General features: G+C 55.3%; 23 protein-coding genes. 13 read left to right on the forward strand and 10 right to left on the reverse strand.

The features are described 5' to 3' along the window. Positions 1 to 48 precede the first annotated feature (48 nt). The 4 genes from ACR0CZ_RS04875 (at position 49) to ACR0CZ_RS04890 (ending at position 4,525) form a co-directional block, all read left to right on the forward strand. A complete protein-coding gene (locus ACR0CZ_RS04875) occupies positions 49 to 2,079 on the forward strand; it encodes a tripartite tricarboxylate transporter permease (RefSeq protein WP_170392734.1) in 2,031 nt (676 codons plus the stop codon). A gap of 92 nt (positions 2,080 to 2,171) precedes the next feature. Beyond that, positions 2,172 to 3,260 carry a 4-oxalomesaconate tautomerase gene (locus tag ACR0CZ_RS04880; RefSeq protein WP_170392733.1) on the forward strand — a complete coding sequence of 363 codons (1,089 nt, stop codon included), beginning with the start codon at positions 2,172 to 2,174 and terminating at the stop codon, positions 3,258 to 3,260. A gap of 51 nt (positions 3,261 to 3,311) precedes the next feature. Beyond that, the gene (locus tag ACR0CZ_RS04885; protein WP_170391780.1) at positions 3,312 to 3,548 is read left to right on the forward strand and encodes a hypothetical protein; all 237 of its coding nucleotides are present in this window, start codon (positions 3,312 to 3,314) and stop codon (positions 3,546 to 3,548) included. After that, positions 3,545 to 4,525, forward strand: coding sequence for a D-2-hydroxyacid dehydrogenase family protein (locus tag ACR0CZ_RS04890; protein ID WP_170465168.1), 981 nt, complete (start codon positions 3,545 to 3,547; stop codon positions 4,523 to 4,525). The genes ACR0CZ_RS04885 and ACR0CZ_RS04890 overlap by 4 nt, the downstream gene beginning before the upstream one ends. On the opposite strand, the gene ACR0CZ_RS04895 is transcribed toward ACR0CZ_RS04890, so the two are convergent. Then, entirely contained in the window at positions 4,494 to 5,558 is a 1,065-nt protein-coding gene (locus ACR0CZ_RS04895; RefSeq protein WP_170465166.1) for an AbrB family transcriptional regulator, read from the reverse strand. The genes ACR0CZ_RS04890 and ACR0CZ_RS04895 overlap by 32 nt on opposite strands. A gap of 78 nt (positions 5,559 to 5,636) precedes the next feature. Here ACR0CZ_RS04895 and ACR0CZ_RS04900 point away from each other — a divergent pair, with 78 nt between their 5' ends. The 3 genes from ACR0CZ_RS04900 to tcuB are packed head-to-tail and all read left to right on the forward strand — an operon-like array spanning position 5,637 to position 8,783. Next, on the forward strand, positions 5,637 to 6,317 hold the full coding sequence (locus tag ACR0CZ_RS04900) for a GntR family transcriptional regulator (protein ID WP_170392730.1): 681 nt from the start codon (positions 5,637 to 5,639) through the stop codon (positions 6,315 to 6,317). An 11-nt stretch (positions 6,318 to 6,328) separates the two neighbouring features. Beyond that, positions 6,329 to 7,723, forward strand: a complete 1,395-nt coding sequence (gene tcuA / locus ACR0CZ_RS04905; protein WP_480503644.1) for an FAD-dependent tricarballylate dehydrogenase TcuA — start codon at positions 6,329 to 6,331, stop codon at positions 7,721 to 7,723. Further along, a complete protein-coding gene (tcuB, locus tag ACR0CZ_RS04910; protein WP_480537042.1) occupies positions 7,713 to 8,783 on the forward strand; it encodes a tricarballylate utilization 4Fe-4S protein TcuB in 1,071 nt (356 codons plus the stop codon). The genes tcuA and tcuB overlap by 11 nt, the downstream gene beginning before the upstream one ends. A gap of 226 nt (positions 8,784 to 9,009) precedes the next feature. Here tcuB and ACR0CZ_RS04915 read toward each other — a convergent pair whose 3' ends face one another. Next, entirely contained in the window at positions 9,010 to 12,102 is a 3,093-nt protein-coding gene (locus ACR0CZ_RS04915; protein ID WP_480503642.1) for a hypothetical protein, read from the reverse strand. Positions 12,103 to 12,476: 374 nt separating this feature from the next. Between ACR0CZ_RS04915 and ACR0CZ_RS04920 the strand changes: the two genes are divergently transcribed. Next, entirely contained in the window at positions 12,477 to 12,776 is a 300-nt protein-coding gene (locus tag ACR0CZ_RS04920) for a hypothetical protein (protein ID WP_170392727.1), read from the forward strand. Continuing rightward, the gene (locus tag ACR0CZ_RS04925; RefSeq protein WP_170392726.1) at positions 12,773 to 13,807 is read left to right on the forward strand and encodes a hypothetical protein; all 1,035 of its coding nucleotides are present in this window, start codon (positions 12,773 to 12,775) and stop codon (positions 13,805 to 13,807) included. The genes ACR0CZ_RS04920 and ACR0CZ_RS04925 overlap by 4 nt, the downstream gene beginning before the upstream one ends. Positions 13,808 to 13,865: 58 nt before the next feature. On the opposite strand, the gene ACR0CZ_RS04930 is transcribed toward ACR0CZ_RS04925, so the two are convergent. Both ACR0CZ_RS04930 and ACR0CZ_RS04935 read right to left on the reverse strand, forming a co-directional pair. After that, positions 13,866 to 13,991 (reverse strand): hypothetical protein, encoded by a 126-nt coding sequence (locus ACR0CZ_RS04930; RefSeq protein ID WP_480503640.1) that lies wholly within the window; start codon positions 13,989 to 13,991, stop codon positions 13,866 to 13,868. Between the two features lie 9 nt (positions 13,992 to 14,000). Continuing rightward, positions 14,001 to 14,102, reverse strand: a complete 102-nt coding sequence (locus ACR0CZ_RS04935; protein ID WP_480503638.1) for a chlorhexidine efflux transporter — start codon at positions 14,100 to 14,102, stop codon at positions 14,001 to 14,003. Between the two features lie 201 nt (positions 14,103 to 14,303). On the opposite strand from ACR0CZ_RS04935, the gene ACR0CZ_RS04940 reads away from it, so the two are divergent. Continuing rightward, entirely contained in the window at positions 14,304 to 15,110 is an 807-nt protein-coding gene (locus tag ACR0CZ_RS04940) for a LysR family transcriptional regulator (protein WP_170392725.1), read from the forward strand. Here the strand turns inward: ACR0CZ_RS04940 and ACR0CZ_RS04945 are convergent. The 5 genes from ACR0CZ_RS04945 to ACR0CZ_RS04965 form a co-directional block, all read right to left on the reverse strand. Then, entirely contained in the window at positions 15,107 to 15,988 is an 882-nt protein-coding gene (locus ACR0CZ_RS04945; protein ID WP_480537041.1) for an SDR family oxidoreductase, read from the reverse strand. The genes ACR0CZ_RS04940 and ACR0CZ_RS04945 overlap by 4 nt on opposite strands. A gap of 53 nt (positions 15,989 to 16,041) precedes the next feature. Next, complete coding sequence (locus tag ACR0CZ_RS04950) at positions 16,042 to 17,157, reverse strand: lyase family protein (RefSeq protein WP_170392723.1); 1,116 nt, start codon at positions 17,155 to 17,157, stop codon at positions 16,042 to 16,044. Continuing rightward, the gene (locus tag ACR0CZ_RS04955) at positions 17,150 to 18,664 is read right to left on the reverse strand and encodes a tripartite tricarboxylate transporter permease (protein WP_170392722.1); all 1,515 of its coding nucleotides are present in this window, start codon (positions 18,662 to 18,664) and stop codon (positions 17,150 to 17,152) included. Before ACR0CZ_RS04955 ends, ACR0CZ_RS04950 begins: the two co-directional genes overlap by 8 nt. A 6-nt stretch (positions 18,665 to 18,670) precedes the next feature. Next, on the reverse strand, positions 18,671 to 19,138 hold the full coding sequence (locus ACR0CZ_RS04960) for a tripartite tricarboxylate transporter TctB family protein (protein ID WP_170392721.1): 468 nt from the start codon (positions 19,136 to 19,138) through the stop codon (positions 18,671 to 18,673). A 69-nt stretch (positions 19,139 to 19,207) separates the two neighbouring features. After that, positions 19,208 to 20,167 (reverse strand): tripartite tricarboxylate transporter substrate binding protein, encoded by a 960-nt coding sequence (locus ACR0CZ_RS04965; protein ID WP_170392720.1) that lies wholly within the window; start codon positions 20,165 to 20,167, stop codon positions 19,208 to 19,210. Positions 20,168 to 20,270: 103 nt separating this feature from the next. On the opposite strand from ACR0CZ_RS04965, the gene ACR0CZ_RS04970 reads away from it, so the two are divergent. Beyond that, positions 20,271 to 21,188, forward strand: a complete 918-nt coding sequence (locus ACR0CZ_RS04970; RefSeq protein ID WP_170392719.1) for a LysR family transcriptional regulator — start codon at positions 20,271 to 20,273, stop codon at positions 21,186 to 21,188. A 231-nt stretch (positions 21,189 to 21,419) separates the two neighbouring features. On the opposite strand, the gene ACR0CZ_RS04975 is transcribed toward ACR0CZ_RS04970, so the two are convergent. Continuing rightward, complete coding sequence (locus tag ACR0CZ_RS04975) at positions 21,420 to 22,316, reverse strand: LysR family transcriptional regulator (protein WP_170392718.1); 897 nt, start codon at positions 22,314 to 22,316, stop codon at positions 21,420 to 21,422. A gap of 85 nt (positions 22,317 to 22,401) precedes the next feature. Here ACR0CZ_RS04975 and ACR0CZ_RS04980 point away from each other — a divergent pair, with 85 nt between their 5' ends. Next, positions 22,402 to 22,833: a VOC family protein gene (locus ACR0CZ_RS04980; protein WP_170392717.1), complete on the forward strand. Its 432-nt coding sequence runs from the start codon at positions 22,402 to 22,404 to the stop codon at positions 22,831 to 22,833. 27 nt (positions 22,834 to 22,860) lie between these two features. Continuing rightward, positions 22,861 to 23,616, forward strand: coding sequence for an isochorismatase family protein (locus ACR0CZ_RS04985; RefSeq protein ID WP_170392716.1), 756 nt, complete (start codon positions 22,861 to 22,863; stop codon positions 23,614 to 23,616). Positions 23,617 to 23,708: the final 92 nt, after the last annotated feature.

Raw genomic sequence — 23,708 nt, forward strand, 5'->3', positions numbered from 1 at the left:
GGGTGCGCGCTTTTTTAAACACAAGACAGTATATGAAAGGCGGCCGCTATGGAGGTTTTCGCCACCGCTCTTCCTGCGCTCAATGATGCGTGGGGTTTGATCCTGCAACCTATCGTACTGGGATATCTTGTTCTCGGTGTCGTTATGGGACTGGCCGTAGGTGTTTTCCCGGGACTTGGCGGTATTGCCGGTTTGTCCCTGTTGCTGCCTTTCATGTTCGGGATGGACCCAATCCTTGGTTTGGCGCTGATGATCGGGATGGTCGCCGTTGTTCCGACCTCTGACACCTTTGCTTCTGTTCTTATGGGGATCCCCGGCAGTTCCGCCTCTCAGGCAACTGTCCTGGACGGCTTCCCAATGGCGAAGAAGGGTGAGGCTGCGCGGGCACTATCTGCCGCGTTCGCTTCATCGCTGTTTGGCGGTTTGGTCGGCGCAACCTTCCTAACAATGTTCATTCTGGTCGCGCGGCCCATCGTTCTGGCGTTTGGTCTACCAGAGATGCTGATGATCACCATCCTCGGCCTTTCCATGGTTGCCATTCTGGCTGGGCGCATCCCCTTAAAGGGCGTCGCAGCTGCTGGACTTGGGTTGATGGTGGGCACAATTGGTGAGGCGGACGCTGGCGGTTCGCTCCGTATGGCAACCTATGACATTCCGTATCTGACAGATGGTTTGAAGCTGGTCATCGTTGGATTGGGCATCTTTGCCGTTCCCGAAATCGTCTCGCTGCTGCGGCAGGATCGATCGATTGCCAAAGGGGCTTCGCTGGGGGCGGGTTGGCTGGACGGCGTCAAAGACTGGGCCGCGAATATCTGGCTGTCTGTTCGCTGCTCGATCATCGGGGTGGTCGTTGGCGTCATTCCCGGCCTAGGCGGTTCGGTCGTCGACTGGATCGCTTACGGCCATTCGGTTCAATCGACCAAAGATAAAAGCAACTTCGGCAAGGGCGAAGTGCGTGGCGTCATCGGGCCGGAAAGCTCAAACAACGCCAAGGAAGGCGGCGGGCTGGTGCCTACGCTACTCTTCGGCATTCCCGGCTCGGGCTCGATGGCGATCTTCATCGGTGCAGTGGCTCTGTTGGGATCTGGTGACATCGAGGTCGGTCCAAGCATGCTCAAGGACAATCTCGACATCACCTATTCGATCGTTTGGCTTTTGGCGCTTGCTAACGTCGTGGGCACCATCCTGTGCATCGCGGCTTCCGGAGGCATCGCCAAGCTGACAACGATCCGCTTCACCTATCTGGCACCTTTCCTGTTTATGCTGATCAGCTTTGCAGCTTTCCAGTCCGGTCAGAACTTCGAAGACCTTCTGGCGCTGTTCGTGATCGGCCTGATCGGGATCTTCCTGCGCCGGTTCGATTGGTCGCGTCCGGCCTTTCTTATTGGGTTCGTGCTGTCGAACCCGGTTGAGAAGTTTACCAATCAGGCGTTCCAGATTGCCTCATTCCGGTTCCGCAAAAGCTTTGGTGAGGGCATGGAGTATGTCTTCAGCCCGATCGTGATTGTTCTGATCTTGGTCACTGTGGCTTCGGTCATTTTAGGAATTCGGCAGGCTAAGATGATCATGGCCGAAGGTGAAGTCCAGTCTGGCAGCAAGCGCGCGCCGTTGATCTTCCTGCTGGTGATCATGGCCTACCTAATCGCGGCATTGATCAACGCCAACATGATCCCAGACTACAACATGACCGACAAGATCATCCCGTTGGTGATCGGCGGTGTGTCCTTGTTCTGCTGCGTGATCCTGCTGATCCAGATGATGCGGAGACCCGAGGGTGATGCAATCTTTGCCGATAAGGAAATTGCCGGTGAAGATGCGAGCGCACCGCATGGGCTTTGGTCGACGTTGGCGTGGTTTGCAGGTCTTATCGCGGCAACGTGGGTTGTTGGTTTCATCCTAGCCCTGATCGGGTTTCTGATTGCCTTCTTCCGCATTCGAGCCGGTTCAAGCTGGCAGATGACGCTGATCCTGACAGCCTGCGGCATCGGTTTCATGTGCGTCATGGCAGGCGCTCTGAACCGGGATTTCCCACCGGGACTGTTGCAAGACATGGTGAGCCTGCCATGGCCACTGAAATGAATGCTCCACTGAGGTCCGGCCTGCGAAGCAGGCAGGTCGGACAAAGCTGAAAACACAACAGTTTTTGACGGTTTGTAGAGGAGGGGTTCGAGATGACCCAGACAGCAATCCCGTATATTTTCATGCGTGGCGGCACTTCGCGGGGGCCCTATTTTCGTCGCTCTGACCTGCCCGCGGATATGGACACGTTGGCTGATGTGCTGGTCGCTGCCCTAGGGGCCGGGCAGGCGTTTAACATTGACGGAATCGGTGGCGGTACTGCTGTGACGACCAAGGTAGCCATGTTATCTGTCAGCGATGATGAATGGGCCGATATCGATTATTTCTTCGCGCAGGTTTCGGTTGAGGAAAAGCTGGTCGACTTCAAGCCAACTTGCGGAAACATTCTTTCCGGCGTCGCTCCGGCCGCAATTGAAATGGGTTTGTTTCAGCCTCAAGGCGATGAGACCGTGGTCCGGATACGCGCAGTTAATACGGGTGCGCGAGTGGTTGCCAAAGTGCAGACCCCGGGTGGTGATCTGGCCTATGAGGGCGATGCCGAGATTGCCGGAGTTCCCGGGCAATCTGCACCGGTACAACTGAGTTTTATGGGAGTTGTGGGTTCGGCAACGGGTGCATTTCTGCCCACCGGAAATCTGCGCGATACGGTGCAAGGGGTCGAACTGACCTGTATGGATGTCGCGATGCCTATGGCTATGGCCCGCGCCACCGATTTTGGACTAACTGGGTATGAAAGCGCAGAAGAACTGGACGCCAACCGCTCTTTCTTTGCCCGGATGGAGGCAGTTCGGATCGAAGCCGGGGTACTGATGGGTATGGGGGATGTATCGAAATCGGTAACCCCCAAATTCGGGCTGTTGGCACCAGCCAAAGAGGGCGGAACCCTTGCAGTTCGGTATTTCATGCCATGGAAAACTCACCCGACAATGGCCGTTACGGGTGCGCAGTGCATGGCGTCTTGTGCTTTGACGCCCGGAACCGTCGCTGATGGGTTGTTGGACCGACCTAAGGCAAGCCCGGCTGAAGTTGTGCTGGAACACGCTTCTGGGAAGATTGATGTGCTGGTGGACTTCTCGAATGATGGGGACTTCAACGTAAACTCTGCTGGTCTGGTGCGGACTGCGCGAAAGCTTGCAGATGGGCATGTTTACATACCCGGATCTGTGTGGAGCGGCAGTTGAAACTGGGATCTCCGTTATGTATACTAAGGTATACAATATGAAGGTGCCACGATGAACAATTATTCTGAATGCCTCGATATTGCGCGTCAGGAACTCAGGCTGGCGCAGTCGGTCCTGCGGCGGGATATTGCGGAATACCCGACGCCGATCGCCGGGTGCGATGAGCAGTTCAACCATTTGCTGGATCAAAGCGAGCGGGTCCGCAATGCGCTTGCAGCACTCGATACGCTGCATTTTGTGCCGACGCCAAGAAAACTGAACACCGGGCAAGGTGTGGAAAGTCGATGAAGGTTCACATTCTGGATGATTGGTTTGATACACTGCAGGGCTTGCCTTGTTTTGGAAAGCTATCCGACCACGAAGTGAAGATCTGGACAGATCATGTCGAGGATACCGATGAATTGGCGGCACGGTTGCAGGAGGCCGAGGCGTTGGTTCTGTTTCGCGAACGCACCAAGGTAACCCGCGACTTGATCGAAAAGCTGCCGAACCTGAGATTGATAAGTCAGCGCAGCGTGTATCCGCACGTTGATGTGCAGGCATGCTCGGACAACGGTGTTCTGCTGTGTTCAAACATGCATGGTGGAACGCCTTCGTATGCTGCAGCCGAACTCACTTGGGCGCTGATCATGGCTGGGATGCGCGATTTACCGGCGCAGATGGCCTCGGTCAAAGCGGGGCGGTGGCAGGCCGGAGTTGGCAAGACGCTGAGAGGGCGGCAACTGGGACTGTACGGCTATGGCCGTATCGCACGCGCTGTCGCGGGCTACGCCGAGGCATTTGGAATGAATGTAGTCTGGTGGTCCTCAGATGAAAGCCGGGTTCGGGCGCAGGCAGATGGTGTTCAGGTCGCCGCGAACCGCGAAGCTTTCTTTGCTAACAGCGATGTTGTCTCGATCCATGTTCGCCTGAAGCCAGGCACAAACGGCATCATTACTGCGTCGGACTTCGCGCACATGAAGCCGGGATCACTGTTTGTGAATACATCCCGTGCTGGCCTTATTGCAAAAGGGGCATTGCTTGGGGCGCTGAATGCCGGCCATCCCGGGAAGGCCGCAATCGATGTCTTCGATTCCGAACCCCTCAATGATCCGAAAGACCCCTTGCTTTCGCATCCAAATCTGATTGCGACGCCGCATATCGGCTTTGTGACCGAGGATGAGTTCGATCTGCAATTTTCGGACATTTTCGATCAAGTGAACGCCTACGCTGCAGGCGCTCCGGTTCACATGATCAACCCCGAGGTTTGGACCAGCGCAGGATAAGGTTGGCCGCTATCGGCGCACCGATGATTACCAACACGATCCTTGTCAGATGATGTGTGATCACAAAGCCCAGATCCGCGCCTGAGACGATGGCCAGAACTGTCATTTCTGCCTGCCCGCCGGGGGCAAAGGCCAAAAATGCCTCGACCGGTTGGCCCAGCCCCAAGGTGGTGACAACGGCAGTGAAAGCGGCCGCCAGAACGGCGAGGACAATGACATAGGCGATGCCCGCCGCTACCACACGGCGTAGTTCGACCCATGTGACACCTACGAATTTCACGCCGATTCCGCAGCCGATAAAGAACTGAGCCGCAAGGATGGCCTCGCGAGGCGGTCGGGTGTGAATGAAGTCGCCCAGTGACAACGCAGCCGTCAGGATCATTGGCCCTAGAATCGACGCCCCGAACAAGCCGATCCGCTCACCGCCTTTCCAGCCGACAAAGGCAGCAAGAACCATCAGCGCCAATTCATGTATCGGCAGGTTGCGCGCGGGCTCTCCGATTGGGTTGGTGAGTTGGGCGTCGTAAAACACCGTAAGAAACAGAGGGGCCAGCGTTACAATAATCAGAACGCGGGTTCCGTGGATTAGGGACAGCGTTCGCGGGTTAGCGCCAGCCTCGGCCCCGAAGATTATCATATCCTGCAATCCGCCGGGCATGGCCGCGTAAAACGCGGTCGTGGTATCAAAGCCCCAGACCTTGCGGAAGAATGGCACTCCGACCAGCGCGATCAGCAGGATAAAGAACGGGATCAGTGCAATCGACGCTGCCATCTTCGGCAGTTCTGCAAATAGGGCTGGGGTAATCGAAGCCCCTACAGCCACGCCGAGTATGGTGCGCGCCGCAATCGAGACCTGACCAAAGCCTTCCAGTGGAGCATGAGCCAGAGCCGCGATCAGACACGCGCTCATCGGGCCGAACAGAAAAGGCAATGGCAGATCCAACGCCCAGAATAGCCCTGTGCCAAGAAGTGCCAAGCCCAGTGTTAGGGCCCGCTTCGCTAGGAGAGAAGGTGTATTGTTCTGGGTGGGCAAAGTGCAGCTTCCGACAATATTGACTCACTATGTATCCAAATGTATACAAATGGACGCAAGAAGACAAGTGAGCACGCGATGACCATTCAGGACGACCCCTTACAGCCTGGCCCGCAAGGCAATTCGGCGTATCAACGCCTGTTGGATGAGATTCGCGAGGGCACCCTTCTGCCCGGCGAGCGCCTGCGCGAGATTGAGCTGTCTGAACGGTTGGGTGTCAGCCGAACACCGGTGCGCGAGGCGATCCGGCAGCTGGAGACCGACGGCCTGGTCACGCATGTACCGCGGCAGGGCGCGACCGTCCGCAGTCTGGATTACGCCGAGGTGATGGAACTCTATGAGATGCGCGCAGTGCTCGAGGGCACTGCGGCCCGTCTAGCAGCGCGTGCGGCGTCGGATGTCGAATTGGACGAGTTGGATGTTTTGAATGATCGTTTGGCAGAGGCTGGCACAGGTCCAGACGCGGCTCGGATCAACCGGATATTTCACGCCACGCTTTTGGATGCAGCCAAGAACCGATTTCTCGCGAAATCCATGTTGTCCTTGCAGAAGGCGCTGCTGATCCTTGGGCCGTCGCAATTGTTGGACGGAGATCGGGCCGAAGCGGCAGTCGCTGAACATCGGCGTATTATGGCCGCGCTGAAGGCACGTGATGGCGCGGCGGCCGAGACAGAAATGCGCGGGCATATTCAGGCCGCACAACGAATGCGTATCCGGGCGTTGCAGGAACGCGATCGGACAACCGACGAAAATCACTAGGTAGACAGGATATGGCCACCCAAATGGAAGCTTACGATATCGCTGTGATCGGTGGCGGGAACGCTGCTTTATGCGCCGCGATGACCGCCGCCGAAGCCGGTGCCCGCGTTCTGATACTGGAAACCGCACCAAAACCCTATCGCGGAGGAAACTCGCGCCATACGCGCAATTTTCGCTGCATGCATGGTGGCCCTTTGGGCCCGTTGATCGAAGAGTATAGCGAAGACGAATATCTCGCGGACTTGATGAAGGTCACCGGCGGCAAAACTGACGAGCATCTGGCCCGCCTTGCGATCCGCACTTCCGAGGAATGCCTGCCATGGATGGAAGAGCACGGTGTCAGGTTTCAACCCTCTCTTTCCGGAACACTTTCTTTGGCACGGACAAATGCCTTTTTTATGGGAGGCGGGAAGTCTCTGGTGAATGCTTATTACCGAACTGCGGCGGGTTTGGGTATCGATGTTTTGTATGAAGCCGCCGTCACGCATTTGGAGCTGAACGGGGATCGGATCGAATGGGTCGACTATACCTATGAAGGTCAAAACCACCGGATAATGCCAAACGCAGTCATCGTCGCCTCGGGCGGGTTTCAGGCCGATACGGAATGGCTGACCCGTGCATGGGGTGAGCCTGCAAAAAACTTTCTGATCCGAGGCACTCCTTATAACCGAGGCGTGGTCCTAGCTGATCTTCTGGATCAAGGCGTCGAGAGTGTTGGCGACCCGACCCAATGCCACGCCGTTGCTATCGATGGGCGTGCACCGAAATTTGACGGTGGTATTGTCACCCGTCTGGATTGTGTGCCGTTTTCGATCGTCGTGAACAAGGATGCCGAGCGCTTCTACGATGAGGGCGAGGATGTCTGGCCCAAGCGCTATGCAATCTGGGGGCGCTTGGTGGCAGCCCAACCAGATCAAGTTGGCTATGTGGTCATCGACGCCAATTCGTTGAATCTGTTCATGCCGTCGGTGTTTCCACCGCTGAAGGCAGATACGTTGGAAGAACTGGCCGGGATGATGGGCCTGCCTGCCGAAAAGTTGGCCGCAACAATCGCTGAATTCAACGCCGCCTGCGGAGACACCAGCGCCTTTCATCCGACAGAGCTGGACGGCGTTTCAACATCTGGCTTGAACCCGCCCAAGACCAACTGGGCGCGTCCGATCACCGAGCCGCCATTTTACGGTTATTCGCTGCGTACGGGCGTAACCTTCACCTATTTGGGCCTCAAAGTCGACGATGCCGCGCAATGTTCGAGCGCCGACGGCAAGATCAAAAACATGTGGGCGGCTGGCGAAACCATGGCGGGCTCGATCCTTGGGCAAGGCTATCTAGCCGGTTTCGGCATGACCATCGGAACCGTCTTTGGACGCATCGCAGGACGTGAGGCCGCCGCTTATGCAAATTGAATTGATACAGGAAGCCCGCCGTCAGGCTGAAATTTGCAACGCCTGCCGCTATTGCGAGGGCTATTGCTTGGTCTTTCCGTCGCTTCATGCGGAACGCGCGTTCTCGGATGGGGACATCACGCAACTGGCCAACCTGTGCCACAACTGCCGCGGCTGCTACTACGCCTGCCAGTACACAGCCCCGCACGAGTTCGACCTGAATTTGCCGAAGGCTCTGGCCGAGGTACGGAGGGACAGCTGGGAAAGCTTCGCATGGCCGCAGCCGCTGGCGCGCCGATTTCACACCCATGGCCGGGCGATTGCGCTGGCACTTGTGGTCGGATTTGCCCTGTTGTTCTGGGCAATTCGCGCGATAGGTTCCAGCGGAGGGGACGGGTTTTATGCCGTTCTGTCGCATAATGCGATGGTTGCGATTTTTGCTCCGGCATTCTTGCTGCCACTCTTTAGCATTGCCATCAGCCTAAGGCGCTATTGGGCCGAGGTGGGGGGAAAACCCATCAAAATGGCGGACCTGCTGGCCGCCTTCAAACGAGCGGGCAAAATGCAGGATCTTGCCGCAGGTCATGGTGAAGGCTGTAATTTTGAAGACGAAGACCGGTTCAGTCAGGCGCGACGTCATATTCACCACGCGATCATGTATGGCTTCCTGCTTTGCTTCGCGTCGACCTCGATTGCAACGGTTATGCATTATGGCTTTGGAATTCACGCGCCGTACGGGTTCTGGTCTTTGCCCAAACTATTCGGAATTTCCGGCGGTGTGATGTTGACAGTGGGTTGCTGCGCCATGGTAATTCTCAAGCAAAGGTCCGATCGTAATCTAGGTGATGCTTCGGCATGGGGCGGCGATATCGGTTTCATCCTGTTGCTGGGATTCGTCGGTTTTAGCGGACTTGTTCTTTACGCTTTCGGATCAACGGCTTTGATGCCCGCGTTGCTTGCTATTCATCTTGGATCGGTCCTGACATTCTTCCTGCTAACGCCCTACACCAAGATGGCCCACGGTTTCTATCGGCTTGCTGCTCTTATTAAGGATGCGCAACGGAAAAGAGATAGTTACTAGGCTGCGGCGACCCTGTCGCTCCTTGGGAAACGGTGAAAAAGTAAACTTAAATCGCAGCTTGAGGTCTGACTTTGGGATCAGACAGGGCGGTCCCACCTTGGTGTCGTTGAAGCAAATTGCCCTCCCGTACGTAGAGCGCAATCACGATCATGATGCAGCCTTGCGACCAGCACCTCTAGATCGCGCAGCCCGGGCCGATAATGGCCCGGGCCACTCCCAGTTTGCTTTAGCTGGCCAGGCCGCAGGAGGAAGAGTCGCTGTTGTTGGTGGTGTCTGTCTCCGTCACACCATCGGCCGGATTGGCATTGACGGTGATCTTGAAGGGGATCTGCTCGCCACCTTTGACCTCGTCCGGGAATTCGAGCGATAGTGTGGTCTCATCCCCGTTTGGCCCCAGTGCCGGTGTCGGCAGATCGACCACCACGCCGCTCTGGAAGAAATCGACCCGCGTGGTCGAAGGCCCGGCAGCCCCTGCACCAATGTTACGCACGATGATCCTCAACTTGCGCGGCTCCTCACAATACCAAGCCGGGAAGGGTGGCGGGCCGGGAGGGAAGGGCTGCACCGGGATCAGGTCCGGTTTGTCCTCGGGTGGAGGCGGCGGCGGAGGTGGCGGTGGCGGGGGCGGTACCTTTTTGATCAGCCGAGGCACGACTGGTTCGACATCGATGGTTTCCACTTCGCCTTCACCATGGGCGGCGGTGTAGACCGCGACCACGTCCAGCGGTGTTTCGCTGTCGATAAAGACAAACCCTTTCAGGAAACAGCATTCGGCCACCCGCAGGTGTCGTGCCACATCCTCGCAATCGATCTCCATCGATTCCCAGGGACCGAGTTTATTCTTCGTTCTGGCCGAGACATTACCCGGTTTTTCGTTTGGCAAGGCCGACGACACCCGTTTACGAAAACGCACAGCATCTCCGCTGCCGTTTCCGATGTTGATTGCTGTGTGATAGCGGCCCTGGGACAAAATGCGGCCCTTGGAACAGCCGCAGACGAACTTGACAGCGTAACGATAGGTCATCTTCGGTTCTTCCTCCTCGCAGCAAGGGGTGTCATCTTCGGCGCGGTTCACCTCCATTCGGCGAAGGGCGACGTTGTTGTCACCAAGCGCCAGTCGATCGACAGGCAGACTGCCTGCGATCGTTTCGACATTGCTGCGGTCTTCTGGCGTATCCACGCTGGCAAGAATGTATTCCTCGCACAGGTCCTCGGGGCACCATGGGATCGGGCCGACGATCACTTCGTCGCCACAATGCACTGATTGGCCGATAGGTTCGCCTACGATCAACGGATCCCAGTCATCCGGCCATGTGGTGCCCTTGCCTTCGGTCGCGCGGGCTAATGACAAAGTCACTGATTGGGCTGGGTAGTTGCCGCGATTGCCGATCCGGACATACAGATAATTCTCGACGCAGCGGTGCGGAGTCTCGTGGTCGGTGCCGCCGTCAGGACGGTGCCGATTCCAGATGCCGGGAGCATTGTTGCCCGGTTGGTGCCAAGGGTATTCACCCTGTCGTCCGTCATCAATGAAGACGTCAACATCAGGCGGGGATCCGTTGTAGAGCGCCTGTTTCTCAAAGCCCCAGCGTACCACTTTGTGTGCCCAGCCTCCGGCTGCACCGTCGAATTGAGCAGTGTTCTCGTCTGATTCCTGCAAGGCGCGGGAAAAACCTTCGACTGTGTTGGGCACGATCCCGGCCAAAAGCGGCACCGCCTGCAGGATCAGATAGATCGTGTAGCGGCTGGCATGCAGCCTGTCGTCCAGTTCTGTGGAATCACCTCCGAGAGATCGATAGATTCGGCCCAAAGTAGTGGCATTGATCTCGGTCGACCGATATCCGCCCACGTCCATCGTGCCACCCCAGCCCCAACCCGAGGCGACCGACCGATCCCATCGCCGGGTGATCAGGTTACTGAAGGGGAAGGTGCGGAAACGATCCGGTGCGATACCCTGCGGATCGTAAAGTATTGCCGCCAGCGCGTCACCAAAGCCATGACAAAAGCCGAAATTGGGCCAATTGAGATGATCCCATAGCACCGCGTGCCCGAATTCATGCGCCGATACGCGCGAGTCTGTGGCCATGCCGACTGTGGAGCCATTTGCCGCAAGCGCATAACGAAAGCGTAGCACACCATTGCCTATGGCATTGCCTGGCGCCTGAGCATTCACCGGTCCTGCAATGGGATTGAACCAGCGGTGATCAACATCCACTGGGAAGGTCACCCCGTCGAAATAGCTGGGCAGATCGAAGCCCAAAGACTGGACGAAGCGATACAGGAAATCATGGTTGTAGTACGCACAGACCGCCGCGAAATCGTCGCTGTCGGCGGGATAATCAAAGATCGATGCGGCACCGGCGTTTTCAGTCGGTGGGGCGATGTTCGGTGTGTCGAGATCCCGTACCGCCACCAATTCGCCGCTTAGTTCCACCGGTGCGCCTCCGCCCGGTAATATCAACCGTTCCAGCGCCACCAGTTCGCGTTGCGCATCCAAAAGCGCAACCGGGGCCGTCGGATCAAGCTCTGAATCTCCTGAAAGTGATATCGGGTCGTCTGTGAAGACGTAGCCCGAAACACACCCCACCAATGGCCGGATGTAAAGCACCGCGCCGGTCTCCCAATCGACCAATGCTCGCCAGTTCAGCTCTCCGTAGTCGGGAATTTTGCAGCCAAAATGTACAAGGCTTACGAAACGCCATTCGCCGTCCTTGATGCCCTTTGGCACACGACCAATCTCTGGCAGCGGGGTTAACTCGGCCCCTTCGATCTCGCCCGGTTCTTTGTGTGGCAGGCGATGTTCTGCGTCGTAGCGATAGACAAAGTCCCGGGTGTCATTAACCTTGAATTTTGTGAACTTGGCCCCTTTCACAGCTTCGCGCAGAACCGTGCCAGCTTGTTTGTCGCGGCCAGCAGGCGGAGTAGGGGCGTTGCTGAGTTCGATATCGGCAGCAACACTTGAGGACGAACCGGTGACCACATTGTCTGGGCCGGCCATGCGCAGTGTCAGACCGCGCTCCCAGACCGGGATGCCGTGATGTGTCTGACGAAATGTGTAGACCAGAAAGGACTGTACTGCCTTGGCTTCTTCCAGCCGCAGCTTGCTGCCCTCCTCGCGATTATACTTGCCTGAAACACTCTCGCCGAGCCTGTCAAGAAAATCGGGCTTTATCCGGTAAAGCCCCGCCACTTCGGCGGCATAAGCCTGCGCCACATCCAGCGCACTGGTTCCTGTAGAACGCCCTCCAAGAGGGTCGCCATGATGCTGAAGTCCAATGATCGCGCCGTCTGGCGCGCGTTCAAATACTGTTTCGGGCATGTCTGCCTCCGTTCAAAATCATTCTAAAACGCTGGGCCAGAAGCCCCGGATCGCCCGGCCGAACGGTAAAAAAAAGAACTTGTTGTAATAAAAAAGAATAACGAAGCGCGATGGCCGGAGAGACCCAGCGGCGATCCTGCCAACAAAGCTATCGTAGCATTTATTGCCGATTCCCGCAAAAATCTGCCAGCTAAGCCGGAAGGCGCGATCACCTTTGTTTTGCTATCGCCGCTCACCCGAGGTTCTCGGTCAAGGCGGAGCTGTAGCTGCAGGTATGTAACGGTTAGCGCCGTACAACTGGCATCGAATTTGCACCGCCATTGCGGATGTAATCACTGTGTTGCTGAAGAAGAGGGTCATCAGACTAGGAAGCCATGAATATCCTCTACGCGGACATTCACATTGATGGCCTAGAATGGTGCGACCGGATTTTCGGGAAATACCGTCCTATCGCACCGCTGCATTGCCTGACCAGTCGTTCGCGACAACGCTTGGCATTTTGGGCGCTATTAGAAATGGTGGCGCGGAATTGCGAGCGCGGCGAGATGAGTTTTCCGCATTCCTGTTGCATAAGCTACATCAGCTCTGTTTGGGCATACCCAAGCAACCATCTTGGGTTGGAGCACAAAGATGGTAACCTGATCTGCAAGACGATTGCAGGAGAAATGCCATGAACAATTCGTCGCAGCTTTGGGGCACCATGTCAGTGCGCGATCACCTTCGACCGAGCGCTTTCGTCGCCGAGTTGGTGCTTTTCGAGACACTGGTGATCCCCCGGCCACCGCAAGGAGCGACCTGGCCTGCAAAATGGAACCCGGTGCGCCAGGACAAGATACTAAGCTGGATTCCCAAAGATCGTTTGATGGAGGTTTCCTGGGACAACGCGCACCACATGGAGTGGAAAAAACGAAAGATTGCTACGGACGCCGAAATGGATGTGGCCGATCTTCAGCAACAGCCCGGATTCGAAGCAGCGCAAAAGGAAGAGGATTTCGATGCGCCTGCGTTTCACCTAACCCGTCGGGTTCTTCAGGATTTCGTGGATGCCAAACGGAACCGGGCGCTGATCAAGGGAATACCTCTCACCGAGGTCGCAGTTATCCCGGCCTATGATGGCCCTCAGGCTTTCCTTGATGACACTCCAGAGCAGGAACCTTTGCTGCGCGCGTTTGGTTGGGAATTTCTGGTTCCACATCACGAAACTGCTGAGGGCAAGACACGCTCTCATCAAGACCAGATCAAGGCCGCGCTTGATCTTTGCGCAATGCCTGAGGTGCAGGAACACCGCAACGCCTTGCGTGCCTGGACATCGGTCGAAGCTTTGAGAGGAACCAGCAAACAAGAGGCGCGCGAGCGCATGGAGACGCTGGTTAAGGCCTACGCAAAGGCTGTTGCAGCCACCAAAATACCAGTCAGATTGAAATGGGGCGCGGGCATCGCTGAATTCATTGGTGCGATCGCAGCTCTTTCCATCAATCCTGCCTTCGCACTGCTCGGACCGGCGATCAAATTGGGCGAAACAGCAGTCGAGCCCCGTGTTGAAAAGGCGGCAGAGATTCCCGATTCCATAAAACCCGCAGGATTAATCCATGCCATGCGAGAAGAGTTCACAAATGCTCAGGTCGCACACCTGAACTTTGACGACGCTCAACGGACCAGGATCGAAGATCACTGGCCCAATGGGTCGCCATATCTGTTCCTTTAGCGGATGATGAGAATCCCATCATCAGTATAGAGGCATACGCATTGGGCATAATCACTGGTCAGTTGCGATAGCTCGAAACAGAAGACTTGGCCTGATTGACCAGTTTGAAATGCGACCAATCAAAAGTGATATTAAAGACAACGTTCCAAAGCAACGCAGCCAAGGAAAAGAACACCCTAAGCATCAATGATTTCTACGCGTCGATATGTGTGATTAGCGGAAGTAGTAGGGCAATACTTATAAGCGCAACGATCTCGAACAACACCGCGTGCACAATCCGACCGGCAAAGCTCATGAAAGTTCTCCTCAATTCATATCGTTGGGCAAGTAACGGACTGTTGTTGCGATCCATAAAGATGCCTACCATACTGATAATAGATAGATGGAAAGAGGGTTCTGATGCGCGCGTCATTCGAGCAGTCGGAGGCGTTCGTTACCACCCACAACGAAGGATCCTTTTCCGCCGCAGCCAGAAAAATGCAACAAAGCACAATCGGTGATCAGCACTTTGGTCGCCAATCTGGAGGTCGATCTGGATGTCGAGCTTTTCGATCGCAGCTTAAGATATCCCTCGCTTACCAAAGCAGGAGAGGCGTTGATCTCGCCGGCCGAAATTCTGTTGGAACGGCGCAGCCGTTTTCTAGCGGTCGCAGATGCCTTATCCATGACATTGGAAAACCGCGTTACCCTCGCCATGGCGCCGCACATCAAACTGGCCAATCTGGGAGAGATCATTCGCAGCTTCAGTGAAGAATTTCCTTCTGTCGATGTGGAGATACGTGCCTTTGCTGCCGCTGAGATTCAGCGATTGATCGTCGATGGTGTGGTGGATTTGGGGGTTATTCTGGAACCTGAGAGCATCCCCCAGGCACTAGACTTTTGCTCATTGGGCACGCTCAGGCTGGTGTGTGTCAGCCATCCCGAAGGTCCGCTTGCTCAAATGTCGTCAGTCTCTTGGGAAGAATTGCGACTACATCTTCAGATATTATTGAAGGAAGCCGATAATCCCAACAGCGCTATCCTTAAGGCATCGTCGTCTATTTGGCAGGTCAGCACTGCATCGGAAGCCATTGATCTTGTGCAGGCCGGCCTAGGGTGGTCGGCGCTGCCATTGCACGCGGTGGACGTCTTTGTTCAGACCGGAGCGTTAAAAATCCTGCCACTGCAATTCGAGACCAAGAACTACGCCGAACGCTCGGTGGATATGATCTGGTCTTTCGAAAGGCCTATAGGTCGAGCGACGGTAAGGCTTAAGGAGTTGCTCGCTGAAAAAGCCGTTATTCAAAATTCCAACGTGGCTTAAGCCTCATTTCGAAGCTCCTCGGCGAATGAGGTAATGGTGTGTTTTGGCGCTCCAAAAATCCCACGGGTTTCTCTGTCCACTTGCTCTTCCCGCAACTGTTGCACAAACGTCAAAACGTGTTCGATGAAAACGGCCTGCTCTTCCGGCAGCCCCATTTCATCAAGAGCATCCATGGGTAACTCAACCACCTCCGCCTCGGGGGCGAAAGAAGCGAGGAATTCTTTGGCCGCTTCGGTATACGTGACGGCCTGTTGACCCTGCACGGCAAATTCCATGTTTTTGGCAGCATCGTTACCGATGGCATTGTGGACGAGTTCTGCAAGATCGCTGGGATTGGTGAACCAGATTGGATGAATGTGATTTCCGATTACGGCCAATTGATTGTCCATCAATAGCTTGGGCAATGAATCCAAAAAGAAGGAGCAAAAGAAAAAAGTATAAGGAATGCCAGATGCTTTGATGGCATTGATCCCGCCCGTGCGTATCGCGTTGGTGCCATAGGCCATGCCCTCGGTCGAAAACTGCGGATAAGCGTAGTCGACCCCTGCAATTTGCATGATGTGCTGAACATCGACCTCTTTTGCTGCCGCGATAATGTTGATTACGCCTTCCCGCTCTGTGTGAAATGGTGCGGTGGTGTCCAGAGATTCGCTATTCAGCGGAATGTACAGCGTCTCAGTGCCGTGAAGGGCTGATCTCAGGCTGGCCAAGTCCGACACGTCGCCCTGGATAAGCCGAACATGCGTGGGAAGCATTGAATTTGCCGCCTCAGGATCACGCACGATGGCAGTTACTTCTGCACCTTTCTCAACAAGTTTCGCGGTCACGCGATGCCCCAAATGGCCTGTGGCACCGATGATTGTGATCTTCTTGGTCATAGTGGCATCCCTGTTCTGCCACGCTTCTACAAGTCAGGATGCGATGTGTTTAGTTATGATCTATCTAGATGATAGATACTATTCACAGGGCGATAAGACGAAACCAGCAGCGCCATCGCGTTAGTATCGGTCACTAAACTCTTGAACATCCGTTCCGACCAATGCAGCGCGCCGGAAGTCAAAAGAAAGACCTCGGGAACAACGATCCACTCCCCAATCCAGACGCCACCGGATCGTTCATGCTCATGATGGGTCAGTTCACCTATTTGTCCGGCCCGTTGGCGTCCCAGCCGAGCGACGGCCTCCCCAAATTCCGATGCGCGTTGATTTCGTTTGTGGGCCATCGCTGAAGACGATCCTTTGCCAGGTTCATGAACTTCGGCGAATTCACCGATGTCGGATGATGACAGTTGATTGACGTTGTGGGCGATTTTGCACAGCGTCCCGCAAAGCGAGCCAAGGGCGGTGACGATGTCAGCGATACCGTCACGAGCGTTCTGCCAGTGCGGTTCGACGACGCTCAGACCGAGTGAATGAGCAACATCCTGTTTAATCTGGCGACCAATGCCATTTTCATATCCGCGCAAGTCTCCGACGGGGCCACCAATCTGAACATTCAATCCACGTTTTGCCGCCTCTTGAAGTGCCTCAGACCGCCGACCCAGTTCAGATCTCCAGACTTCAAGCTTCGTCGCAAGGCGAATGGGCACAGCATGCTGACCATTGGTTCTTCCCATCATCATTGTGTCTGGATGGGCGGAAATATGATGAGCGATCGCAGCCATGACATCGCCGAGGGTGCTTTGTATTTGCTCAAGCCCCAGTTTCATCTGCATCGCCAACGCCGTGTCCATCACATCCTGCGTGGTCGTACGATAGTGCACATGGGCCGAGTGTTCTGGCAATAGTTGGCGCAACTGTTTGGCCAGTCCTACGATGGGGCGGCCAACAAACATCATCTCTTTCCGCAATTCCTCATGGTTCAGATCGCAGATCGAAATCTCCTCAATTGCCTCAGCAGCCTCAATCGGGATTAGACCAGCCGCAGCTTGATGCGCCGCAAGAACCTGTTCGACCTTAAGCCAGGCGGATATCGTGGCGTGTTCAGACCAGATCGACCGCATATCGGCGCTGGAAAAACAATCTCGGTAGATACTGTATTCAAGCATCTTCGAGCCCTCCACGAGAGATGCGGCGTTCTTTGACGATACCTCGGATTCGGAACGCCATGGCAGCAAAGCCGACGATGATGAACGCAAGAGCTATGGGGCGTTCGACAAATATCAGTGCGCCGCCTTCGGACATCAGTAGGGATTGGCGAAAGGTTTCCTCGGCACCCTTAGCCAGCACAAAGGAAATTACGAACGCTGCAACGTTGAAGTCGTATTTCCGCATCAGCCAGCCGGCGAACCCCGCTACGGTCATGACGGTTACGTCAAACATCGATCCACTGGCTGAATAGGCTGCTACAAACGCGGTTAGGAAGATCAGTGGATACAGCACATTGGTCGGAATCTTCAGGATCAGGCGGGCAACTTGTGTGGCGCCGAAATAACCGATCAAGCCATAAGCCAGAATACCCAGCATGCCGCATGCGAAAAGTTTGTACACCAGCTCCTTATCCGTCAGGAATAAGGTCGGACCAACCTGAATGCCGTGGATCAGGAAAACGCCCAGCAATATTGCCCCGATGGTCGAACCTGGAATGCCCAGCGTCAGCAATGGAGCCATTGATGGACCGGACACAGCATTATTGGCAGCCTCAGGTGCGGCAACGCCTTCTAGTGCCCCCTTGCCCCACATCTCGGAGTTGTTCGCGTGGCGTTTGCCTTCTCCATAAGAGATGAACGCCGCGATCGCCGATCCCAGGCCGGGCAATACACCGATGCCTGCGCCGATGAACCCACCACGCAATGCGTGCGGAAGACAGGGTTTGTATTCCGCCCAGGTTAGACTGTTGCCATCCGCTGTGGTTTCATTCTCTTTGGTCTCTCCGGTGGCCTTGCGGCGGGATTCTAGCTGCGCGAATACTTCGCCCAATACAAAAACACCTATCATCAGGGGTACCAAGCCGATGCCATTGGATAGATCGAACGATCCGAATGTATAGCGCTCTTCGCTCGAAATCGGGTCCAGCCCGACCATGGCGATCAGGATGCCCATCAAGGCCGACGCCAGACCCTTGACGATGGAAGTGCCAATGACAGAACCGATTACGACAAAAGCGGCAAAGTAGATGGCGAAAGTCTCAGGCGGGCCGAGTTTCAGTGCGACGGCCGCAATGAAACCTACACCGATGACCAGCAGGACATCCCCCATCAGGTCGCCGATGACGGACGAGATTGTCGCCACTTTCATAGCTTTTCCTGCTTTGCCCGCTCGTGCCAACGGATAGCCATCGATCTGAGTCGCTGCACTGGCCGCTGTTCCGGGTGTGTTGAACAGGATTGCTGCGATCGAGCCGCCGTACCGACCGGACTTGCCGATCACATACAGAAATGCCAACGCAAAGATCGGCGACATATAAAAGGTGATTGGAAGCAACATCGCGATAGCCGCAGAGGCAGTAAGGCCAGGTGTCGCACCAACCACCATCCCAACCGCCGCTGCAAGTACGATGGCAAAGAGCAATGTAGGGTCAGTCACCACCGACAGAAGTGCAGGAAAGATCTCCATGATGTTTTACCCCTGAATCCAGCTGAGAAGGTCGAAAACTTCGCCATATGGCGGGTACACACCCAGCAGGACAAAAAAGATGAGATGGAAGACCAGCGGGCAAAGAACGATCGACAAAACCAATCCGATCCGACTGCGTACGCCGAAAATGTAGAGGACGATCGGCGTCACGATCGCAGTCGGCAGCAGGTAGCCGAACCAGCGGAACGACTGCTGGTACAGCATAGCGATGATAAACAGACCTATGATCTGTAAAGTCGCGTTGCTGTCTTGATCGTCACTTGTATCACCCGCCGTCTGGCGCGTTGCGATCAACACCATAACACCGGACAGAGCAAGTAGAGCGAGAGCGGCGGAGAATGGCACAATCCCGGCCCATGTATCGCCCGGAGATGCGGCCGGTACTTGCCAGGCCCCCCAGATTGCAAAGATTGAGATGAGGGCAAGCACCAGACCTTCTGCATAGGCACGCATGTCTTTCCTCCGAGATATCAACATGAACAAGGGGGTCGGGTGACCATTGTTCACCCGACCATGAGGACATTAGTTGGTCAGGCTTTGGACCAAGGGAGTGGCGTCCTCTTTCATTGCGGATAGGGTTGTTTTTGCGTCCGCTCCATTCTGGTAGACCGGGCCGGTTCCGCGTGAGGCAAGGAGTTCCGCAAATTCTGGCTTGGCGGCAATTTCTTCCAGCGCGGTCTCCAACGCAGCAATCACTTCTACCGGTGTGCCCTTAGGTGCAAAGACGATCACTGGGGATGATACTGCAGCGAATGGAATGCCCAGCTCACCAAACGAGGGGACATCAGTCATGATCCCATCCCGCTCCTGACTGTTGACGGCCAGTGCCCTCAACTGCTCTTGAAAACCAGCAAGTTGCTGAACGCCAAGGAACCCGAAATCAGCCTGCTCGCCGATCAGGGCAGCCCGGGTCGGCCCGCCGCCTTTGAACGGCACATCCTGGGCGTCAATCCCGTTACTGGCCAGAAAGCCCAACCCACCGACGTGGTGGAATCCACCACGCCCCGAGTGTGCCCAACGCAGCTCGCCGGGATTGGCCTTGGCCGCGTCAATTAAATCCTGAACGGTCTGATACGGACTTTTGACTGGTACCATAAGCGACGTCTGCAATTGTCCTACCTGAGCGACAAAATCGAAGCTCTCCAATGCATCAATGTCAGTATCTCGGGTCATCGTCGACAAAAGGAACGATCCTCCGGATGTCATCATCAGAGTATACCCGTCGGGCCGTGCGCCAACCACCGCATTGGCCCCATTCAGGCCGCCCGACCCCGGCTTGTTGACCACAACAACGGGCACATCCAGCGTGCCTTCCGCTGCGGCCGAGATGGCGCGGGCATAGGCGTCAGTACCGCCCCCGGCCTTGTAGGGAACAACCAGGTTGATTGGTCGTTTTGGCCAATCCGCTGCAAAGGTTGCGGTGGCAGTCGTGGTGACGGCTATGGCGGCAATAACAGCACCAAGAAGCGTTCTGCGTTTCATGAGTAACCTCCCAAATTCGCTTGGGATCAAATTACGCGAAAACATCAATTGTAAAAAATGCAAATATGTTATCTACTCTTGCAAAAATTGAAAGTATGGATTGATGAACATCAAGGCCCTACGCGCCTTTCGCGCAACATTGTCCGAAGGCTCGCTAGTTGCCGCATCCGAGATTCTGCACCTTAGCCAGCCTGCGATCAGCCGCTTGATTTCGGGGCTCGAGGCCGAACTCAAGCTGACGCTGTTTGACCGCAGCGGCCGCAATCTGACCCCGACACCCGAAGGGTTGGCGTTCTACCGCGAGGCAGGCCGCATCCTGGACAACCTTGATGAAGTTCCTCGGATCGCTGCCGAAATCCGGGCAGGTCGCACGGAAACTCTGAGGATTGTAACCATGCCCCGAATTGCGCAGTCGCTGTCAGCCCCGGCCGTAGCGCGATTCATGAAGGCCAGCCCCGGCACCAATATCAACCTTGATGTCCGGGCAAGACGTGAAGCGGGGAAATGGTTGGCCGGACGAGAATACGATATCGGTATTGGTGCTTTGCCCGTCGATCATCCGGGCATTGTCACTAAACCTTTGTTGAGAGTGAGAGCACAAGCGGTCTTACCATTGGATCATCCTCTTTCTATCCGAGAAGAAATTACGGCGAGTGATCTCGCGGAAGAAACTATCATACGCTTGATGCACGGTCTGTTGTTGCGCGACCAGTTGGACGATATTTTTCACTCTGCTGGTGTCACACCAAAGCAAACTTGCGAAGTGGCAGCATCTCAACTCGCGTGCTCGCTTGTTGCAGAGGGTGCTGGTGTAACTGTTGCGGACGAGTTGGTCGTCGCCCAAACCAATTCGGACAAACTAGCACTTGTACCGGTGACGCCTGAACGCTGGATGACGTTTGGCCTGCTTTACCCGATCGTGGATGCGAAGTCCGATGCCTTGCTTTCATTCGAAAATGAGTTGTTTGGCGTGGTCAACGCGTTGGCTCAACTAAGCCCGACGCTTGAACGTGTTCAATGACCCTGTCTGCCGGATTCCATGTTTCGACAGATTGGGACTTACGGGAAAGATGTAATGATTGCAGTTTTCTACCCATTATTTCCCATCAGTCAGCTCATTGCTGCCTACCGTGGCGTAACTAAAACTATGAGGTGGTTGAACAAATCAGACATTGCTGCAAGGTGCGATACTGTCTGCAAGAAGACTGCTCACAGCAAACGAAGGACTTTGAAACTTCGGCAGCACCTGACTTCAGCCGCTCATTTCGACCAGAAAATCGATCATAGAGCGGGTCTTTGCGGGTAGGTTGTCGCGGCTGGCATAGATCACATGGACTCCGATAGAAGGCGGGCTGAAATCGGGTAAGATCGCCACCAATGCCCCGGCATCCAGTTCAGCCTGACAGGAAAGCTGAGGCAGACGTGTAATCCCGCGACCAGCAAGGGCCAGCACCTTTTCGGTATGACCATCGTTGCATCGAATACGAGGAGCGATTGGAACCGCGATTGCCTCACCATCTGGTCCTGGGTAGGTCCAGTTTTGGGTGGCCCCGTGAAACGAAAAATCAATTAGTTGATGCCCCTTTAGGTCATCGGGGTGGCGGGGCGTGCCGTTTCGTTTCAGATAGGCGGGGGAAGCCAGTGTAAGGCCTTGTGTGCGAAAAAGTTCGCGTGCAATCAAATCGGACGGAGGCAAATCACCGATGCGCACCAGCAGATCGATGCCTTCACCGATCATGTCGGCCCGGCGCTCGGATATGTCAATGTTCAGATCAACTTCGGGGTATCGCTGCAGAAATTCGGGCAACCGATCGTTCAGCCATCCATGTGCAAAAACCACAGGAACGCTCATCCGAAGCTCTCCAAAGGGTCTGTCGCCGATGGAATGCAACCTGTTTTGTACGGCGCGGGCGTCATCCACAATCCGGCGGGCGTTTTCATAGTATATGCGCCCTGATTCCGTCAGGCTGATCCGACGCGTGGTCCGATTCAATAACCGGGCGCCAAGCCGGGCCTCAAGCCGTCCGATTTCTTTACTGACATGGCTAGGCGTATGGCCCAGCAGTTTTGCGGCGGCACTCATGCCTTCCTGTTCCACTACTGTGCAGAACAGAACCATGCCGTCGAACAAATCCTTATTATGATCCATTTGGAATAAATTACCTTCCAGATGAGCTATTAAGCATCAACACAAGTATAGTTACATTGGTTGCAGTGTAATGAAAGGCCAAACCATGTTGGATATAAGAAACTTCGATCACATTGGCATCCGAATCAGCGACCGCGATACATCAGTCGCCTTCTATGAGTTGCTGGGATTCGAGTTGATCGCGGATGGCGGCTATGACCATGGCCATCCGTTGGTGATGCTGCATCCGTCCGGGATCAACATCAACCTGTTAGGCCCCGCTACAGCTAAAGCTGGTGAAAACGTCTTGATGGATGAGGTCGAGAAGTTTCCCGGCATCACGCACCTGGCCGTCAAGGTAAGGGACGCCGAAGCAACCGAGGCCTTTGTTACCGAACACAGCATAGCCATAACAGGTCGTCGAGAATTTCGCGGTACCAAGACAATTTTCATCCGCGATCCGGATCGTAATGTCCTGGAACTTGTTGGTCCCGGGCCATCTGTCGCGCAACTGATCGCCGAGCATGTGCACGGTTGAACCCCCATCATTAATGGAGATGCTCCCATGACCACTTTCATCAAACCGTTCGCCACTGCCCTGAGCTTGACGATCAGCGCCGTAGCACTCCCAGCAACCGCAGAAATACCTATGATCAAAACAGTGGATGGTGTCGCAACATACCCAGACGGCTATCAAGGCACGCCTGTCCGAGCCGCAGATAATGACCCGTTTCTGTCACCGACTAACTCGGCGCTGATCCTTATCGACTACCAGCCGCCGAATTTGGCTGGGGTTAAGAATATCAACCACGAAGCGCTGATCAACAACACCACTGGTCTGATAAAGACCGCCGTGATCTACGACATCCCGATCATATTCAGCCATGTAGCCGTAGGATTGAACGGCTATGATCCTATGATCGAAGAATTGCGCGAACTGGCCCCGAACGCGGTATTTGTTGACCGGACCAATGTGAACGCTTGGGAAGAGCCTGAATTTGTAGCTGCAGTTGAAGCAACGGGCCGAAAGAAGCTGATAATGGGCGGTCTTTGGACGGATGTGTGTCTGGCTTATCCCGCGATTGAGGCCGAGTTGGCCGGATATGACGTCTACGTTCCGGAAGATGCCGTTGGATCGATCACTCAGACCAGCCACGCAAACGGCATGCGCCGCATGATCGAGGCTGGTGTTGAACCTATAACATGGAATGTGGTTCCAGCCGAACTGCAACGCGACCACGCGCGCACCGATAAACTGCAGGCCGTCACTCGCGTTTTTATGGAGCATCTTTTCAAAGTCGACCCGGACTCAACCTGGTAAATTCAACATCTGTCAGGGGCTTCGGTCCCTGACGACGAATTCTGCTTGAAATCAGGCTTTGCCTGTTTGCACTTGAGCAATTTCTAGAAAGC

It is taken from the genome of Ruegeria sp. H9 (assembly GCF_056532915.1).

Excerpts from the sequence above, each read along its gene's own strand:
- ACR0CZ_RS04925 (WP_170392726.1), top strand. The coding sequence starts at position 12,773 with ATGAACAATTCGTCGCAGCTTTGGGGCACCATGTCAGTGCGCGATCAC.
- ACR0CZ_RS04985 (WP_170392716.1), top strand. The coding sequence starts at position 22,861 with ATGACCACTTTCATCAAACCGTTCGCCACTGCCCTGAGCTTGACGATC.
- ACR0CZ_RS04885 (WP_170391780.1), top strand. The coding sequence starts at position 3,312 with ATGAACAATTATTCTGAATGCCTCGATATTGCGCGTCAGGAACTCAGG.
- ACR0CZ_RS04975 (WP_170392718.1), bottom strand. The coding sequence starts at position 22,316 with ATGGATCATAATAAGGATTTGTTCGACGGCATGGTTCTGTTCTGCACA.
- ACR0CZ_RS04920 (WP_170392727.1), top strand. The coding sequence starts at position 12,477 with ATGAATATCCTCTACGCGGACATTCACATTGATGGCCTAGAATGGTGC.
- ACR0CZ_RS04945 (WP_480537041.1), bottom strand. The coding sequence starts at position 15,988 with ATGACCAAGAAGATCACAATCATCGGTGCCACAGGCCATTTGGGGCAT.
- ACR0CZ_RS04935 (WP_480503638.1), bottom strand. The coding sequence starts at position 14,102 with ATGAGCTTTGCCGGTCGGATTGTGCACGCGGTGTTGTTCGAGATCGTT.
- ACR0CZ_RS04880 (WP_170392733.1), top strand. The coding sequence starts at position 2,172 with ATGACCCAGACAGCAATCCCGTATATTTTCATGCGTGGCGGCACTTCG.
- ACR0CZ_RS04965 (WP_170392720.1), bottom strand. The coding sequence starts at position 20,167 with ATGAAACGCAGAACGCTTCTTGGTGCTGTTATTGCCGCCATAGCCGTC.
- tcuA (WP_480503644.1), top strand. The coding sequence starts at position 6,329 with ATGGCCACCCAAATGGAAGCTTACGATATCGCTGTGATCGGTGGCGGG.
- tcuB (WP_480537042.1), top strand. The coding sequence starts at position 7,713 with ATGCAAATTGAATTGATACAGGAAGCCCGCCGTCAGGCTGAAATTTGC.
- ACR0CZ_RS04930 (WP_480503640.1), bottom strand. The coding sequence starts at position 13,991 with ATGCTTAGGGTGTTCTTTTCCTTGGCTGCGTTGCTTTGGAACGTTGTC.
- ACR0CZ_RS04970 (WP_170392719.1), top strand. The coding sequence starts at position 20,271 with ATGAACATCAAGGCCCTACGCGCCTTTCGCGCAACATTGTCCGAAGGC.
- ACR0CZ_RS04980 (WP_170392717.1), top strand. The coding sequence starts at position 22,402 with ATGTTGGATATAAGAAACTTCGATCACATTGGCATCCGAATCAGCGAC.
- ACR0CZ_RS04915 (WP_480503642.1), bottom strand. The coding sequence starts at position 12,102 with ATGCCCGAAACAGTATTTGAACGCGCGCCAGACGGCGCGATCATTGGA.
- ACR0CZ_RS04960 (WP_170392721.1), bottom strand. The coding sequence starts at position 19,138 with ATGCGTGCCTATGCAGAAGGTCTGGTGCTTGCCCTCATCTCAATCTTT.
- ACR0CZ_RS04900 (WP_170392730.1), top strand. The coding sequence starts at position 5,637 with ATGACCATTCAGGACGACCCCTTACAGCCTGGCCCGCAAGGCAATTCG.
- ACR0CZ_RS04955 (WP_170392722.1), bottom strand. The coding sequence starts at position 18,664 with ATGGAGATCTTTCCTGCACTTCTGTCGGTGGTGACTGACCCTACATTG.
- ACR0CZ_RS04950 (WP_170392723.1), bottom strand. The coding sequence starts at position 17,157 with ATGCTTGAATACAGTATCTACCGAGATTGTTTTTCCAGCGCCGATATG.
- ACR0CZ_RS04890 (WP_170465168.1), top strand. The coding sequence starts at position 3,545 with ATGAAGGTTCACATTCTGGATGATTGGTTTGATACACTGCAGGGCTTG.
- ACR0CZ_RS04875 (WP_170392734.1), top strand. The coding sequence starts at position 49 with ATGGAGGTTTTCGCCACCGCTCTTCCTGCGCTCAATGATGCGTGGGGT.